This window comes from Deinococcus aerius, assembly GCF_002897375.1.
GTDB lineage: Bacteria > Deinococcota > Deinococci > Deinococcales > Deinococcaceae > Deinococcus > Deinococcus aerius.
The window spans coordinates 150,268-165,643 of record NZ_BFAG01000011.1 but is presented as its reverse complement, the minus strand read 5'-3'; the positions used below and the strand labels follow the sequence as shown (position 1 = coordinate 165,643).

Sequence of the window (15,376 nt, the reverse complement as noted above, 5' to 3'; positions counted from 1 at the left end):
GAAGAGGTCCGGGCGCGCGGGAGTATGATGAACCTTACAAAGTGGGCCGGGCGCCAGCACGTCCGCCCCAGGGAGGCTCCCCATGCCGGACCAGCCCGGGCCGGACGAGACGGCGGCCCTCCAGCCGTCTCCTGCCCCGCCCCCCGCCCCCAGCGCCGCCATCCGCACCCCCGACCAGAAGCTGCGCGTGTTCGTCTCCTCGACCCTCCAGGAACTCGCGGAGGAACGCCGGGCGGCGAGAGCCGCCATTGAGCGGCTGCGGCTGACGCCCGTGATGTTCGAGCTGGGCGCGCGGCCCCACCCGCCCCGCGACCTGTACCGGGCGTACCTCGCCCAGAGCCAGGTGTTCGTCGGCCTGTACTGGGAACGCTACGGCTGGGTGGCGCCCGGCGAGCAGGTGTCCGGCCTGGAGGACGAGTACCTGCTCGCCGGGGACCGGCCCAAGCTGATCTACGTCAAAACGCCCGCCCCGGGGCGCGAGGCCCGGCTGGAGGAGCTGCTGGGCCGGATCCGGGCGGAGGACGCCGCCTCCTACAAGCCCTTCACCTCCGCGAGGGAGCTGCGCGAGCTGCTGGCGGACGACCTCGCGGTGCTGCTCACCGAGCGGTACGAGCAGGGCCTGGCCGCTGGTGCCCCGGCGGTCCCGCCGCCCGAGCCGGAACTGGGGGCCGGGGCGCTTCCTGTTCCCCTCACCAGCCTGGTGGGCCGCGAGCGGGAGACCCGGGAGGTGACGGGCTTGTTCGGGCAGCCGGACGTGCGGCTGGTGACCCTGTGGGGACCGGGCGGGATCGGCAAGACCCGCCTCGCCCTCGCCGCCGCCGCCGCGCTGGGGGGCCAGTTCCGGCACGGGGTCCGCTTCGTGCCCCTGGCGGCGCTGCACGAGCCGGGGGCGGTCCTGCCCGCCATCGCGCGGGGCATCGGGCTGCGCGACCCCGGCGGGCCGACGCTGGCGCAGGATGTGTGCCGGGCGCTGGCGGGCCGCGAGCTGCTGCTCGTCCTCGACAACTTCGAGCAGGTCCTCCCGGCGGCGCCGCTGCTGACGGACCTGCTTTCGGACGCGCCCGGCCTGCGCCTCCTGGTCACGAGCCGCTCGCCGCTGCGCCTGAGCGGGGAGCGCCAGGTCGAGGTGGGGCCGCTGCCGCTCCCGGAGCCCCGGCGCCGCGCCTCCCCCGCGCAGTTCCTGACCTCCCCCGCCGTGCGGCTCTTCGTGGAGCGTGCCCACGCCGTCAAGCCCGACTTCGAGCTGACGGGGGCCAACGCGGCGGCGGTCGCGGGCATCTGCGCCGCGCTCGACGGGGTGCCCCTCGCGCTCGAACTCGCGGCGGCGCGCATCAGGCTGCTGCCCCCGGCGGCGATCCTCGCGCGGCTCGACCAGCGCCTGCCGCTGCTGACGGGTGGCGCCCGCGACCTGCCCGAGCGGCAGCAGACGCTGCGGGGGGCCATCGACTGGAGCGTGCGCCTGCTCACGGGCGAGCAGCGTGACCTCTTCGCCCGGCTGGGGGTCTTCGCGCGGGGGTTCACCCTGGAGGCGGCGGAGGCGGTGTGCGGCCCGGACGTGCCCGACGTGCTGGGCGGGCTGGAGGCCCTGGTGGACGGCAGCCTGGTGGGGCAGGAGCCGCGCGAGGAGGAGCCGTGCTTCTCCATGCTCGCCACCGTGCGCGAGTACGCGCGGGAGCTGCTGGCCGCCAGCGGCGACCTGGAGGCGCTGCGGACCCGGCATGCCGCCTACTACCACGCCCTCGCCGCCCGGGCGCGCCCGGAGCTGCGCGGCCCCACCCAGGCCGGGTGGGTCTCGCGGCTGGAGTTCGCCCACGACAACCTGCGCGCGGCGGTGCGGCACGACCTCGACACCGGGAACGCCGCGGGGGCCGCCGGGCTCGCCTGGGACCTGTACCTGTACTGGTGGGTCGCCGGGCACCTCGCCGAGGTCCGGGCGTGGATGGAGGAGGTGCTCGCGTCCGGCGTCCCCCTGCCTGACCTCGCCCGGGCCCAGGCGCTGTACTACGCGCGGGCGATCACCTTCTGGCAGGCGGAGCCGGGGCCGCTCGCCCCCGACCTGGAGGAGAGCGCGGCGCTGTTCGAGGCCGGGGGCGACCTCTCGGGCGCGGGGGTGGCGTCCCTGGCCCTGGGGCTGGCGCTGGCCGCCGCGGTCCCCCCCGACCCGGCCCGGGTGGGCGCCGCCTTTGCCCGCAGCCTCGCCCTGTTTCGCCAGGCGGGCGACGCCTGGGGCGAGGCGATGGCCCTCCTGACGCTGGGCCGCGCCGCGCTCTCCGCCGGGCAGGTGGCGGGGGCGCGCGCCCGCTTCGAGGAGAGCCTGGCGCTGACCCGCCGCGAGGGGGACCAGCTCGGCCTCGCCATCGCCGAGAACCACGTGGGCTGGACCGCCCTGCTGCTCGGCCACCCCGACGAGGCGGCGGCCCACTTCGCCGCGGGGCTTTCCCTCTCCGCCCGGCTGCGCCACGACGAGGGCGTGGCGTACGGGCTGGAAGGCCTGCTCGCGGTGGCGGCCCGGCGCGGCGACACCCCGCGGGCCGCCCGGCTCCTGGGCGCGTCGCGGGCGCTGCGTGAACAGACCGGCCTGATCCACAACCTCAACGCCGCCTTCTACCAGGACGCCGTGGACGCCCTGCGGTCGGGCGCGGGGGCCGCGACCTTCGCCGCCGAGGAGGCCGCCGGGCACGAGCTGAGCGTCGCGGACGCCGTGGCCTACGCCCTGGGCGGGCCGGGCGCGTCCCCAGGAGAGACCCATGACCCGAGTGCCGCCCTCCCCTCCCCAGCCGGGTGACGACCGGGTGCGGCCCGCCACCCGCTGGCTCGCCGCATTCGTCCTGCCCTTCCTGCTCATCGCCTTCGCGCTGCTGTACCTGTGGCCGGAGCGGACCGACCGGCTGTTCGCCTGGCCGATCAAGCCGCCCCTCACCGCCATGATGCTCGCCGCCGGGTATCTGGGGGGCATCCTCTTCTTCGCCCGCACCCTGCGGGGGCGCTGGCACCACGTCGCGGCGGGCTTTCCGGCGGTGGGGCTGTTCGCCACGCTGCTGGGCATCGCGACCGTGCTGCACTGGGACCGCTTTCACCCCGGCCACGTGAGCTTCATCGCCTGGGCGGGGCTGTACTTCACCACGCCCTTTCTCGTGCTGGCGGCGTGGTGGGCCAACCGCGGGGCGGACCCCGGCACGCCCGACGAGCGCGACCTCCTCCTGCCGGGCGGGTGGCGGGCCGTCCTCGCCGCCGTGGGCGCCCTCACCCTGGCGACCGGGCTGCTGCTGTTCCTGTGGCCCGCCGGGCTGATCGCGGTCTGGCCGTGGACGCTGACGCCGCTCACCGCGCGGGTGATGGGCGCGCTGTTCACGCTGCCGGGGGTCGTCGGGCTCAGCCTCGCCCGGGACGGCCGCTGGAGCGCCGCCCGCGTGCTGGTGCAGGCCGAGGTGCTCGCCTTCGTCGCCATCCTGCTGGGGGTGGTGCGGGGCCGGGACGCCATCGATTTCGGGCGCCCCGCCGCGTGGGGGTTCGTGGCGGGCATGGGCGTCATGCTGGGGCTGGGCGTGCTCGCCCTGCTGATCCTGGACCGCCGGGCACAGCGCGGGGGGACGCGGGGCGGGAGCCCGGCGTGACGCGCCCGCGCCGGCCCGCCCCGGCCCGCTTCCTGAGCAGCCTGCGGGTCGACACACTCTTCGACGGTGTTTTCGCCATCACGATGACCCTGCTCGTGCTCGACGTGCGCCCCCCGGAGGAGGTGGGACCCGGCGGCCTGCCCGCGGCCCTGCTCTCCCTGGGACCGCAGCTCACGGCCTACGCCGTCAGCTTCGCGCTGCTGGGCGTGGTGTGGCTGGGCCACCACCTGGGGAGCAGCCTGATCGTGCGCTCGGACTTCACGCACGCGGCGCTCAACCTGCTCGCCCTGCTCGTGGTGGCGCTCGTGCCCTTCTCGGCGGCCCTGATCAGCCGCTTTCCGCAGGAGCCCCTGGCCTACACGGTCTTCGGCCTCCACGTCGCGGTCCTGTCCCTGCTCATCCTGCTGAACTGGCTGCACTGCGCCCGGGGACACCGGCTGGTCGAGGCCAACCTGCCCCCCCGGGTCATCGCCCGCATCACGGCGATGGGCGTGGAGGCGACCCTCGGCTACCTCCTGATGGTCCCGGTCGCCTATTTCGCGGCCCGCTGGAGCCTCGTGCTGTACCTCCTGCTGATCCCCGTCGCCCTCGTCGAACTCGCCCGGCTCGCCCGGCTCATCGGGGGGCTTCCGACCGGCGGGGCGGAGGGGGGACCGGAGCGGGCGGACGGCGCCTCGCCCGGGGTGGGATAGACGGGGGTGAGGATGGGCAACAGCCGGTTGGCCTCCGATCCTGCCTCAACGTCCAGGAGCCCCAGCAGCGGCGCGCCTCCAACTCTCCAATTCCGTCACGACCCCGCACCTGGCGGCCACCGCCACACAAGCCGCCGGAGAGATACGGCCCCAATGCCCCTTTCACGCAAGTCCCGCTCCTTTGAACCAGGCCTCATCCCCCGGCCCACCCAGGCGCCCCCACTCCAGGTTCTACGGCAGACATGGATCGCCGGGGCAACTCCGCGCCAGCCCTTCCTATCAGCAGGACGTGCAGGACTCGGCAGGAGTGGAGTCCGCCATCGCGCTTACCTTCCCCTTACGTCCCCGGCGTAAAATAGGAGGATGCTACGGGTCCAGTCCGACTTTACGCCGTCCGGGGACCAGCCGACCGCCATTCGCAGTCTGGTGGATGGGCTGGAGTCGGGACTTCGGTTTCAGACATTATTAGGAGCTACGGGTACGGGCAAGAGCGTGGCCTGGCACGAGTCGGTGACGGTCGAGGTGGACGGCCAGGTGCGCCGCCTGCCCATCGGTGAACTCATCGACGAAATTTTCGGCACACCAGCCCAGGACGAGGAATCGCTGGAACTCCCCCCGCTGGGGTCCATGCGCGTTCTCGCCTGGGACGCGGAGACGGGCCGGGTGGACTGGCGGGACGTGACGGCCCTCAGCCGCCACCGGACGCCGGAGACGCTGCACCGCCTGACGACCGCCTGTGGCCGCGACGTCACGGTGACCGCCGACCACAGCGTCTGGGTTCTCCGCCGCGGACAGTTGCATCTGATTCACGGGGACGCGGTGCAGGAGGGGGACGCCCTTCCCGTGCCGCGCCGAACCCCGGAGCCGGGGCAGACGCTGACGTATCTCAATACTCTGGACATTCTGGACGGACTACCCTTTCAGGTGTCCGCCCCGTACACCGCCGAGCGGGACGGCGAGTGGCGCGACCTGGTGCAGGCGCACTATCCCCAACCGTCGGGCAAGTTGCACGCGGTTCGGCACGGCAAGAAGGCGGGCCGGTTGAACGCGGCGGGGGCCAGGGCGGCCATCGCGGGCGGCCTGATGACCCTGGAAGAAAGCCGCGTTTCCGCACGGATGGCTGAACTCCCCGCCGCCCTGCCCCTGAACGCCCCGCTGGCCCTCGTCTTCGGGCAGTACGTCGCCGAGGGCCACTCCGCCGAACAGTTCGCCCTGATCTCGGCGCGCGACCCGGAAGTCCAGGGGCAACTGGAAGTGGCGCTGAGGGCGCTGGATGCCAATTTCTTCCGCCGCCAGGACGGCGACTTCGTGTTGGGTGGGCGCGTCTGGCACGAACTGCTCTCCCGGCTGATGGGGAAAACGGCCCACACCAAGCACCTCCCCGAGAACTTCGCGGCCTTTCCGAATGCCTTTCTGGCGGGCCTCCTGCGCGCCTACTTCGAGGGTGACGGCGGCGTGGAGGGGAACGCGGTCACGGCGATCACCGCTAGTGAACGGCTGGTCGGGGAACTCGCCGAGGCCCTGCTGCGCTTCGGCATCTGGGCGCGGGTGCGCGCGGTGCAGAAGAAGCGACCCGATGGGGCATACGGCACCTACCACAAGCTGACCATCTCCGGTGCGGAGAACCTGCAGCACTTCCAGGGCGAGATCGGCTTCCTGAGCGGGCGGAAGCGGGAACTCCTGCGCGGCGCCGTGGAGCAGGCCGGACGGGGTAACACGAACGTGGACCTCATTCCCGGCGTCGGCCCCCGGCTGCTGGCCGAACGCGAGCGCGCGGGCCTCAGTCAGCGGGATGTGGCGGAGCGGGCGGGCTGCACCCGCACCATGATTTCGGCCATCGAGTGCGGGATTCGTGCGCCCAGTGCCCCCCTCTTCCGGCGCATCTGCGCGGCGCTGGGCCTCCAGGACGCGGCCTTCATCGGGCTGGCCGACGTTCACTGGTCGCCCATCGTGCGCTCCGAGAGCGTCCAGCCTCAGACACCCTTCGTGTACGACTTCAGCGTGGACGGCTTCGAGACCTTCCTGACCGGACGCGGCGGGCTCTTCGTCCACAACACCTACTCCATGGCGAAGGTCATCGAGGAGACGCAGCGCCCCGCCCTCATCATGGCGCCCAACAAGATCCTCACCGCCCAGCTCGCCTCCGAGTTCCGCGAGTTCTTTCCCGACGCGGCGGTCGAGTTCTTCATCTCGTACTACGACTACTACCAGCCGGAAGCTTATGTGCCCGGCAAAGACCTGTTCATCGAGAAGGACGCCTCGATCAACCAGGAGATCGAGCGGCTGCGGCACTCCACCACCCGCAGCCTGCTCACGCGGCGGGACACCATCGTGGTGGCGTCGGTGTCGTGCATCTACGGCCTGGGTGACCCCGCCGAGTACCGGGCGCTCAACCTGATCCTGAAGGTCGGCGAGAAGGTGAGCCGCGACGAGATCCTGGGCCGCCTCGTGACCATGCAGTACGAGCGCAACGACATCGAGCTGGCGCCGGGCCGCTTCCGGGCGAAGGGCGACACGGTGGAGGTCTGGCCGAGCTACGACGAGCAGCCGCTCAGGATCGAGCTGTGGGGCGACGACGTGGACCGCATTCAGGTCGTGCATCCGGTGACCGGCGACAAGCTGGGCGACCTTGACGCCACCATCGTCTACCCGGCCAAGCACTACGTCTCCAGCGCGGGGAACATCGAGCGGGCCATCGTGACCATCCAGGAGGAGCTCGACCAGCGCCTGGAATACTTCAAGTCGGTCGGCAAACTGCTCGAAGCCCAGCGGCTCAAGGAGCGCACCCTCTACGACCTGGAGATGCTCAAGGTTCTGGGCTACTGCTCGGGCATCGAGAACTACTCGCGGCACATCGACGGGCGCACCCCCGGGGCCACGCCTTACACCATGCTCGACTACTTCCCGGACGACTTCATCACCTTCATCGACGAGTCGCACGTGACGGTGCCGCAGATCGGCGGGATGGCGAACGGGGACCGGGCGCGCAAGCAGACGCTGGTGGACTACGGCTTCCGCCTGCCGAGCGCGATGGACAACCGACCCCTGAACTTCGACGAGTTCCTGAGCAAGACCGGGCAGATCGTCTTCGTCTCCGCCACCCCCGGCCCCTTTGAGCGCGAGGTCAGCGACAGCGTGGCCGACCAGATCATCCGCCCGACCGGGCTGGTGGACCCACCCGTCACCGTGCGGCCCATCCAGGGCCAGATCGAGGACCTGCTGGGCCGGGTGCGCGAGCGGGCGAACCGGGGGGAACGCACCCTCGTCACCACCCTGACCAAGCGCATGTCGGAAGACCTCACGGAGTACCTGCTCGAAAAGGGCGTCAAGGCGCGCTACATGCACTCGGACATCGACTCGGTCGAGCGTCAGGTCATCATCCGCGACCTGCGGCTGGGGCACTACGACGTGCTGGTGGGCATCAACCTCCTGCGCGAGGGGCTGGACCTGCCCGAAGTCTCGCTCGTCGCCATCCTCGACGCGGACAAGCCGGGCTTCCTGAGAAGCGAGCGGGCGCTGATCCAGACCATTGGCCGCGCCGCGCGCAATGTGAACGGCGAGGTGATCCTCTACGGCGACACCATGACCCCCGCCATGCAGTCGGCGATGGAGGAGACGGCCCGCCGCCGCGAGAAGCAGATCGCCTTCAACGAGGAACACGGCATCACGCCCACCACGGTCGTCAAGGGTGTCCGCAACGTCATTCGCGGTGAGGAGGTCGAGGGTGAGATCAGCTCTGAAACGGTGGGCGACGACCGCGACGCGCTGACCGCCCAGCTCACCGACCTGGAACTCGATATGTGGCAGGCGTCGGAGGACCTCGACTTCGAGCGGGCGGCCAGCCTGCGCGACCAGATTCGCGCCATCGAGGCCAAGCTCCAGGGCAAGGAGTTCAAGCAGGCGACGGTGCCGGGGCAGAAGGTGCGGCGCAAGGGTCGGCGGTAGGGTCCGGGCGTCAACGGCGGCTGAGGGTGCAGGTGCCCAGCCGCCGTTCCCTTGCCGCCGCGCGGAGATCAGCCGGGGTGCGGGCGACGCTCGCCACCGCGAAGGCTTCTTTCAAGCGCGCCGAGACTTCGGGGAGGGTGCCGCTGATCAGGACGCCGGACAGCGGCGGGCGGGTGGCTCCCAGGGTCACGCAGGCCAGGGCCAGGCCGCCGTTCCCGGCATCGGCGGTGTCCAGGGCGACGAACGACGGCACGCGCGGGTCGTACAGTAGGGCGCCGCGATCCGCGCGGTAGGTCAGCGGTTGGCCCGCCGGGGCCTGGGCCCCCAGGCGCAGAACGGTCTGGAACTGCTCGCCGTCGGCCGTCACGCCGTCCAGCCTCCACACCTGGCCGGGCTGCACGGGGGAGGCCGGTGGTGAGGCTCCCCCCGCACCCCCCACCAGGGCCAGCGCGAGGGCGAGCGGAAGGGTGGGGACAGGGGGGCGCATGGCTCAGAGTACGGCGCCAGGGGCAGGAGATGTGGGGTCCATCCCCGGCCCCCAAGCTCGCCGTTCGTGCGCGCTCCTACACCTCTTCTTCCCCCTTTCCGCTTAACATCGAAAGGGTTACCCACAAAGGAGAGACGTATGAGCGAGTACCGGCAGGACCTGTTCCGCTACGTGGCCGAGGAGTTCGCCGAGGATTACCGCGAGGGGGAGTTGCCCCGCCGCGAGTTTCTGCGCCGCAGCGTGCTGCTGGGCGGCTCGATTCTGGGGGCGCGGACGCTGCTCGCCTCGCTGGGGGTGATGGGTGTGAGCGCCGCCGAGCTGGCCGAGGCGCAGACCGCCCCGCCGCAGAACGAGCCCGCCAAGAATGTCTACCAGGTCGCGCCCGACGATCCCTCCATCGAGGCGAGTTCCGTCACCTACGAGGCGCTGGGCCGCACCAACTTCGCCTACCTGGCCCGCCCGAAGGGGGTGGCGAGTGCCCCCATCGTGATGGTGATTCACGAGAACCGGGGCCTCCAGCCGCACATTCAGGACGTGACCCGCCGGGTCGCCAAGGCGGGCTTCATCGGGCTGGCCCCCGACTTCGTGTCCCCGGAGGGCGGGACGGCGAAGTTCACCGACACCGCCCAGATTTCCGCCTTCATCGCCCGCACCCCCGCCGAGGCCCACGTCGCGCACGGGCTGGAGGCGGTGAAGTTCCTCAAGGCCCAGCCGGGGGCGCAGGCCGAACGCTTCGGCATGGTGGGCTTCTGCTGGGGCGGCGGCATGACTTGGCGGATGGCGACGCTGCTGCCCGACCTGAAGGTCGCCGTGCCCTTCTACGGCCCGTCCCCGTCCTTCGAGGACATCCCCAAGATCCGGGCGGCGGTGCTGGGTATCTACGGCGGCCTCGACAACCGCATCACCTCGAACGCCCCGGCCACGGACGCGGCGCTCGCGGCGGCGGGCGTCAAGCACCAGTTCCTGATCTACCCGGGGGCCAACCACGCCTTCCACAACGACACCGGGCAGAACTACAAGCGGGACGCGGCCGAGAATGCCTGGGCGACGACTCTGGTGTGGCTCCGGGGAAATATGTAGGCGAGCGCGGGGTCTTTCAAACTCGCCTACCTTGCCCTGACCACGAGGCGGGCAGACCTTCCGACCTTTCCCGGACGCCCGGCCCGTTCACCCCCACCCGGCCTCCCCCCTCAAGGGGGAGGGGCTTTTTTCCCGGTCCTCACGACACTTCTCCTGCAGGAGAGACTTTCACCAGCACTCATAAGGATTCCGGTTCATCAGTTATGAAAGAACTGGTTAACCCGACCGGAGGGAGAAGGAAAAACGGTGACGGATAGGAGTGGAGGCACCGGAGCGGAGCGGAGGGGTCGTAACGGATGATCCGGAATCCTTATCAGGGCCTCGGAGGGGTTGAGGTGGCGAGTGCGGCCTGTCCACATGCCAAACACCGAAAGGGCCACTCCCGCCAGAGGAAGTGGCCCCTTCCCTTTCCCCGCTGAATCAAGTCATTCGGCGCCGAGCCCAGACCCACACGCCCCCGAAGAACAGCAGCGCGGCGACCGAGGCCCCCACCACGAGGTTTCGCACCAGCTCCACCGTCTTGACCTGGAGGGGGTACACGCCGTTCTCGCGCAGGTAGGTCTCGCTGACGTACCGCACGCCGTCCTCGCCCTGGCCGGGCAGGAAGGCCTTCTCGTCGCGCACGATCAGCCGCTGGGGGGAGCCGATGGGTGTGCCCGGACTCCCCGTGTCCCCGAAGAGGGCGCCCACCGCCCCCGCGGGCTCGACCCGCTGCACCAGCGCCGCGCCGCGCAGCAGGACCGCGCTGACGAGGACACCCACGACGAGCGCCACAAGCGCCAGCCCCGCGAGCAGGCCCGCGACCCGGCGCACCAGGGCAGGCCGCACGCCCTACCCGTCGCTGGCGATGAAGCGCACCGAGATCGCCAGCTCGTCGTTCACGCGGCCCGAGGTGATCTGCCCGTTCTTCACGCCGAAGTCGCTGAGCTTCACGTTGAACTTCGTGCTGACCGCCAGCACGTTGCCCTTGAGCCCCGCGGCCTTCGTGCTGTCACCGGCGGGCGTGTAGCGCACGGTCGCGTCCGCCGTCACGGGCCTCGTGACCCCGTTCAGAGTGAGGTTCCCCGTCACCCGGTACTGGTCACCGCTCAGCCGGGTCACGCGGGTCGCGGTGAACTTGACCTGGGGCACCTTGTCGAAGTTCAGCCACGCGGGCGAGCGCATATGCCCGTTGCGCGCGGCGATGCCGGTGTCGATGCTCGCGCCGTCGATGATGACCGTGCCGCTGCCAGTCCGCGCCACGGGGTCGAAGGTGAGCGTGCCGCTGATCTTGTTCGTGCGGCCCGTGAAGTTCTCGACGGCCGTTTCGCTCTCGACGGTCATCACGTTGGCGTTCTCGGCGCTGCTCACCACCTCGAACTTGGCGGGCGCGGCGCTCGCGGCGGCGAGGGACAGGACGGCTAGGGACAGCAGGCGGGCGGTGTGGGTCTTGTGCATGACGGGCCTCCTTGCGCGGCATGCCCGGTGAACCGGGCTCTCTCGTTTCGCTTCGGGGGCGGACACCGGACAGGGAAACAGGATTCGCCCCTGTCCCACCCTACAGGCGGGCTCCCGCGGGGGGAATGCTGGGATGGGACGGCGCCATGTCATTTTTTCCCGGCCCGCTCCTCCGGCCTCCCCTCCCGGAAGGCCTGGGGGGAGAGGCCCGTGGCCGCCTTGAAGGCCCGGCTGAAGTGAAAGGGGTCCGCGAAGCCGAGCTGCCCCGCGATCTCCTTCACGCTCGCGCCCGTGAAGCTCAGCAGCCTCCGGGCCTCCAGGGTCCGGCGGTCCTGAATGACCTCCTTGGCGGTCTTGCCCAGCGCCGCGCGGGTGAGCCGCGAAAGCCCCTTGGGCGAGAGGTTCAGCGCCCGGGCGTAGCGCCCCACGTCGTGCCAGGCGGTGAAGTGACGCTCCAGCAGCGTGAGGAACCGGGGCAGGTCGGGCGCGTCCGTCACGTGGTTCACGTCGGCGGCCCGAATGGCGCGCCACACGAGCACCAGCAGGGCCTCGACCAGGGGCCGCAGCAGCCGCACATCTCCCCCGCCCCGCACCCGCTCGTACTCGCCCGCCAGCAATTCCAGCAGGGCGAGCGCCTGCGCCTGCGCCTCCGACCCCACCGGAACGACCTGGTCGCCCGGCGCGTAGTTGAACAGCAGTTGCCCCGCCGCCGCACCCGGCGTGCCTGCCAGCAGGTCCTCGGTAAAGGACACCACGAAGGCGCCGAGGCCCTGCCCGTCCACGAAGGCGTGAACCTGCCCCCGCGCGATCAGGGTCACGCTGGGCGCCCGCAGCTCGATCAGCCGCCCGTCGATGGTGTGCCGGGCCTGCCCGGAGTGGACCCAGAGGATTTCCTGGAAGTCGTGCCGGTGGGGCCGGAAGACCTGGCCGGGGGCGCTCGCCCAGCCCTCCAGCCGCTCCACGACGATGGGCAAAGTCCGGTCCTTGAGCGGCACGTATTCGACGGAGGAGGGGATGGTAGTCACGGGCCTGGCCCCACCTTAATGGGCGGTCAGGAGAGGACCGTTAGGACGGTTACGGGGGAGACAGGTGGACCCCTCCGGCGTCATGCTCTCAAACACACCGACCGGAAGGGAAAGTCGGCCAGGCCCAGCTCTTCCCAACCTGGGACGGGGCTCCACCGGGATGCGGCGGGAAAAGAGGTGGGGCCGCCCCTCTCCCCCCGATCGGCCCCCTCTCCCCCCCTCCTTAGTGAACGACCCGTTCCGCCTCCGCGGGCACGCCGTCCACCTCGGCCCTCTGGGCGGGCAGGAGGAGGTTCGCCACGATGCCCACCACGGCGGCGAGCGCCATGCCCGAGAGGGTGAGCGTCGTGCCGCCCACCGTGATGGGAAAGGCCGCCCCGCCCAGGCCCAGCACCAGGATCAGGCTCACCACGATGAGGTTGCGCGAGTGCGCGAAGTCGATCCGCGCCTCGGCCAGGGTGCGGATGCCCACGGAGGCGATCATGCCGAAGAGGAGGATGGACACGCCGCCCAGCACGCCCTGCGGCAGACTCTTCAGGACGGCAGCCAGCTTGGGCGAGCAGCCGAAGAGGATGGCGAACACGGCGCCGATGCGGAGAATGGCCGGGTCGTACACCCGCGTCAGGGCCAGCACCCCCGTGTTCTCAGCGTAGGTCGTGGCCGCCGGTCCGCCGAGCGCCGCGCTGCTCATGTTGGCGATGCCGTCGGCAAAGAGGGTGCGGCTCAGCCCCGGGTTTTGCAGGAAGTTCTGGCCGACGACCCGCCCGTTCACGATCACGTCCCCCACGTGCTCGATAAAGGTCACGACGGCGACGGGCGCGATGATGGCGACCGCCCGCCAGTCGAGCGCGGGGGCGTGGAAGTCGGGCAGGCCCAGCAAGGGGGCAGCCGAGATGGCGTTCAGGGCCTCACCCCCGATCTGCCCGGTAGCGAGCGCGACGAGGTAGCCGACCACCACGCCGATCAGGATGGGGATCATGCGGAAGAGCCCGCGCCCGTACACGCTGGCGACCACGGCGGCGGCGAGCGTGACGAGAGCGAGCCACCAGTTCGTCTTCGCCTCGTTGACCGCGACGCTGGACAGCCCCAGCCCGATCACGATGATGACGGGGCCGGTGACGACCGGCGGAAACACCCGCAGCAGCCGGTCGGTGCCGAAGAGCCTCACCAGCCCGCTGAAGAGCAGGTACATCGCCCCGGCGGCAATCAATCCGCCCGCCGCCGCGCCCGGCCCCATCTCCCTCACGACCAGCGCAGTCGGCGCGATGAAGGCGAAGCTGGAGCCCAGGAAGATGGGCACCCGGCCCCCGGTGAGCAGGTGAAAGATCAGGGTGGCGAGCCCCGCCCCGAAGAGGGCCACGCTGGGCGAGAGGCCCACCAGGATGGGCACGAGCACCGTCGCCCCGAACATGGCGATGGCGTGCTGCACGCCGAGAACCAGGCGGCGCTCCGGGCGGGCCGGGCTGGGGGGCGGGGCGGCGGGGACGGTCTGGGTCATGGGGCCTCCGGGGCAGCAGGGCGCCGCGGGCCACCGGGAGGGCAGACCAGGGCGCTCCTTCTTCCGGGGGCCGAGCATACCGCCTGCCGGTGCCGGAGGAATGGGGCACGCGGGAGCATTCGCGCGACCACAAGGACGAGGCCCCTCCCGTGGTCTACGCTGGGGACCATGAACCCCAAGGGAGACCTGATCGCGCGGCTTCAGGCGCTGGGCCTGGGCACGCCGACCTTCGACGCCACGGCGGACGGCCCGCCCCACGACCGGCTGTTTCGCGTGACCGTCTCGGCGGGGGGCCGCCCCCTCGGCCAGGGCGAGGGCCGCTCCAAGCGCGACGCCGAGCGAGCGGCGGCGGAGGTGGCCCTGCAGACGCTCGACGCCGACCGGGACGGGGGGGGCGTGGCCCGGTCGGGGGGCCGCTGGCCCATCTACGCGGCGGTGCTGGAGGGGGCGCTGGAGACGGCCCTGGAACTCGCGCCCGAGGACGCGACCCTGGACGACGTGCGCCGCGACGCCGCCCGGCTCTACCGCGACCTCCTCGCCGAGCTGGGGCACGGGCCGGAGGAGGCGTGAGCCTGACGCTCCCCGCCCGCCCCGCCGGGGTGCTCTTCGATATGGACGGGGTGCTGACCTCCAACAACGTCTTCCACCGCCAGGCCTGGCAGGAGGTCGCCGCCGAGGTGCTGGGTCTGACGCTGACCGACCACGACCTCGACACCAAGGTGGACGGGGGCCGCAACCCCGAGATCATCGAGCGGCTGACGGGCACGTACCCGGACGAGGGGCTGATCCGGCGCTTCCACGAGGCGAAGGAGGGGCGTTACCGCACACTGGCCCAGGGGGCGCTGCGCGAGGTTGCAGGCCTGAGCGCCTACCTCGACGCCCTGGAGGAACGGGGCATCTCCTTCGCCCTCGTCACGAGTGCCGACGCGGTGAATGTCGAATTTGGGATGGCGGCGCTGGGGTTCGGCTCCCGCTTCGGACCGCGGGTGCTGGGTGAACACGTTACCCGGGGCAAGCCGCACCCCGAGCCTTTCGAGCGGGGCGCGGCGCTGCTGGGGCTGGACCCGCAGGACTGCCTGGCCCACGAGGACGCGGTGAACGGGGTGCTCAGCGCGGCGGGGGCGGGCTGCACGGTCGTGGCCCTGACGACCACGGCCCCCGCGGAGAAGCTGCTCGCGGCGGGCGCGTCGCTCGCGGTGCCCGACTTCACCGCCTGGCACGAGTGGCTGGCATGAAGGGGGCTGATGCTGAGGCCCGCGCCGCTGCCCACCTCGAAACGCTGGGGCGGGAGGTGGTGGCGCGCAACTACCGCATTCCGGGGGGCGAGATCGACCTCGTGAGCCGCGAGGGTGGAGTTCTGATCTTCACCGAGGTTCGGCAACGTCGGAATGCCCGCCACGGCAGCGCCGCCGAGAGCGTGACTGCGCGCAAACTCGCGCTGATGCGGCGGGCCGCCCTGAACTACCTCGTGCGCGAGCATGGCCGCGACGACCTGCCCTGCCGCCTGGAGGTGCTGACCATCGACGGCTCGGCGCAGACGGGGACGCTCACGCTGATTCCGCTGGACGGGTAGCGACCAGCGCGTGGGATGAAAGCCC

General features: G+C 71.5%; 13 protein-coding genes. 8 read left to right on the top strand and 5 right to left on the bottom strand.

What is annotated here, in order from left to right; all coding sequences use genetic code 11:
* Positions 1 to 82 precede the first annotated feature (82 nt).
* The 4 genes from DAERI_RS23140 (at position 83) to uvrB (ending at position 8,251) form a co-directional block, all read left to right on the top strand.
* The gene (locus DAERI_RS23140; protein ID WP_103130312.1) at positions 83 to 2,785 is read left to right on the top strand and encodes a DUF4062 domain-containing protein; all 2,703 of its coding nucleotides are present in this window, start codon (positions 83 to 85) and stop codon (positions 2,783 to 2,785) included.
* Positions 2,748 to 3,614, top strand: a complete 867-nt coding sequence (locus DAERI_RS15375) for a hypothetical protein (protein WP_103130311.1) — start codon at positions 2,748 to 2,750, stop codon at positions 3,612 to 3,614. The genes DAERI_RS23140 and DAERI_RS15375 overlap by 38 nt, the downstream gene beginning before the upstream one ends.
* Positions 3,611 to 4,306: a TMEM175 family protein gene (locus DAERI_RS15370; RefSeq protein ID WP_103130310.1), complete on the top strand. Its 696-nt coding sequence runs from the start codon at positions 3,611 to 3,613 to the stop codon at positions 4,304 to 4,306. The genes DAERI_RS15375 and DAERI_RS15370 overlap by 4 nt, the downstream gene beginning before the upstream one ends.
* A gap of 363 nt (positions 4,307 to 4,669) precedes the next feature.
* Entirely contained in the window at positions 4,670 to 8,251 is a 3,582-nt protein-coding gene (uvrB, locus tag DAERI_RS23395; RefSeq protein WP_439952257.1) for an excinuclease ABC subunit UvrB, read from the top strand.
* Positions 8,252 to 8,261: 10 nt separating this feature from the next.
* Here uvrB and DAERI_RS15360 read toward each other — a convergent pair whose 3' ends face one another.
* A complete protein-coding gene (locus DAERI_RS15360) occupies positions 8,262 to 8,738 on the bottom strand; it encodes a hypothetical protein (RefSeq protein WP_103130309.1) in 477 nt (158 codons plus the stop codon).
* 138 nt (positions 8,739 to 8,876) lie between these two features.
* Between DAERI_RS15360 and DAERI_RS15355 the strand changes: the two genes are divergently transcribed.
* Positions 8,877 to 9,818: a dienelactone hydrolase family protein gene (locus DAERI_RS15355; RefSeq protein WP_103130308.1), complete on the top strand. Its 942-nt coding sequence runs from the start codon at positions 8,877 to 8,879 to the stop codon at positions 9,816 to 9,818.
* Between the two features lie 420 nt (positions 9,819 to 10,238).
* On the opposite strand, the gene DAERI_RS15350 is transcribed toward DAERI_RS15355, so the two are convergent.
* From DAERI_RS15350 to DAERI_RS15335, 4 genes are all read right to left on the bottom strand, one after another.
* Positions 10,239 to 10,646: a hypothetical protein gene (locus tag DAERI_RS15350; RefSeq protein ID WP_103130307.1), complete on the bottom strand. Its 408-nt coding sequence runs from the start codon at positions 10,644 to 10,646 to the stop codon at positions 10,239 to 10,241.
* A 3-nt stretch (positions 10,647 to 10,649) separates the two neighbouring features.
* A complete protein-coding gene (locus tag DAERI_RS15345) occupies positions 10,650 to 11,255 on the bottom strand; it encodes a YceI family protein (protein ID WP_103130306.1) in 606 nt (201 codons plus the stop codon).
* Between the two features lie 149 nt (positions 11,256 to 11,404).
* Positions 11,405 to 12,280, bottom strand: coding sequence for a helix-turn-helix domain-containing protein (locus DAERI_RS15340; protein ID WP_103130305.1), 876 nt, complete (start codon positions 12,278 to 12,280; stop codon positions 11,405 to 11,407).
* Positions 12,281 to 12,503: 223 nt separating this feature from the next.
* Complete coding sequence (locus DAERI_RS15335; RefSeq protein WP_103130304.1) at positions 12,504 to 13,778, bottom strand: uracil-xanthine permease family protein; 1,275 nt, start codon at positions 13,776 to 13,778, stop codon at positions 12,504 to 12,506.
* A gap of 168 nt (positions 13,779 to 13,946) precedes the next feature.
* Between DAERI_RS15335 and DAERI_RS15330 the strand changes: the two genes are divergently transcribed.
* Genes DAERI_RS15330 through DAERI_RS15320 form a run of 3 tightly spaced genes read left to right on the top strand, consistent with a single transcriptional unit; the run spans position 13,947 to position 15,351 of the window.
* Complete coding sequence (locus tag DAERI_RS15330) at positions 13,947 to 14,348, top strand: putative dsRNA-binding protein (protein ID WP_103130303.1); 402 nt, start codon at positions 13,947 to 13,949, stop codon at positions 14,346 to 14,348.
* Positions 14,345 to 15,013: an HAD family hydrolase gene (locus tag DAERI_RS15325; protein ID WP_103130302.1), complete on the top strand. Its 669-nt coding sequence runs from the start codon at positions 14,345 to 14,347 to the stop codon at positions 15,011 to 15,013. The genes DAERI_RS15330 and DAERI_RS15325 overlap by 4 nt, the downstream gene beginning before the upstream one ends.
* Positions 15,010 to 15,351 (top strand): YraN family protein, encoded by a 342-nt coding sequence (locus tag DAERI_RS15320; protein WP_103130301.1) that lies wholly within the window; start codon positions 15,010 to 15,012, stop codon positions 15,349 to 15,351. Before DAERI_RS15325 ends, DAERI_RS15320 begins: the two co-directional genes overlap by 4 nt.
* The last annotated feature ends 25 nt before the right edge of the window (positions 15,352 to 15,376 follow it).

Bases quoted from the DNA above. Each gene is read 5' to 3' on its own strand.
- DAERI_RS15360 (WP_103130309.1), bottom strand. From the start codon at position 8,738: ATGCGCCCCCCTGTCCCCACCCTTCCGCTCGCCCTCGCGCTGGCCCTG.
- DAERI_RS15345 (WP_103130306.1), bottom strand. From the start codon at position 11,255: ATGCACAAGACCCACACCGCCCGCCTGCTGTCCCTAGCCGTCCTGTCC.
- DAERI_RS15330 (WP_103130303.1), top strand. From the start codon at position 13,947: ATGAACCCCAAGGGAGACCTGATCGCGCGGCTTCAGGCGCTGGGCCTG.
- DAERI_RS15335 (WP_103130304.1), bottom strand. From the start codon at position 13,778: ATGACCCAGACCGTCCCCGCCGCCCCGCCCCCCAGCCCGGCCCGCCCG.
- uvrB (WP_439952257.1), top strand. From the start codon at position 4,670: ATGCTACGGGTCCAGTCCGACTTTACGCCGTCCGGGGACCAGCCGACC.
- DAERI_RS15320 (WP_103130301.1), top strand. From the start codon at position 15,010: ATGAAGGGGGCTGATGCTGAGGCCCGCGCCGCTGCCCACCTCGAAACG.
- DAERI_RS15355 (WP_103130308.1), top strand. From the start codon at position 8,877: ATGAGCGAGTACCGGCAGGACCTGTTCCGCTACGTGGCCGAGGAGTTC.
- DAERI_RS15375 (WP_103130311.1), top strand. From the start codon at position 2,748: ATGACCCGAGTGCCGCCCTCCCCTCCCCAGCCGGGTGACGACCGGGTG.
- DAERI_RS23140 (WP_103130312.1), top strand. From the start codon at position 83: ATGCCGGACCAGCCCGGGCCGGACGAGACGGCGGCCCTCCAGCCGTCT.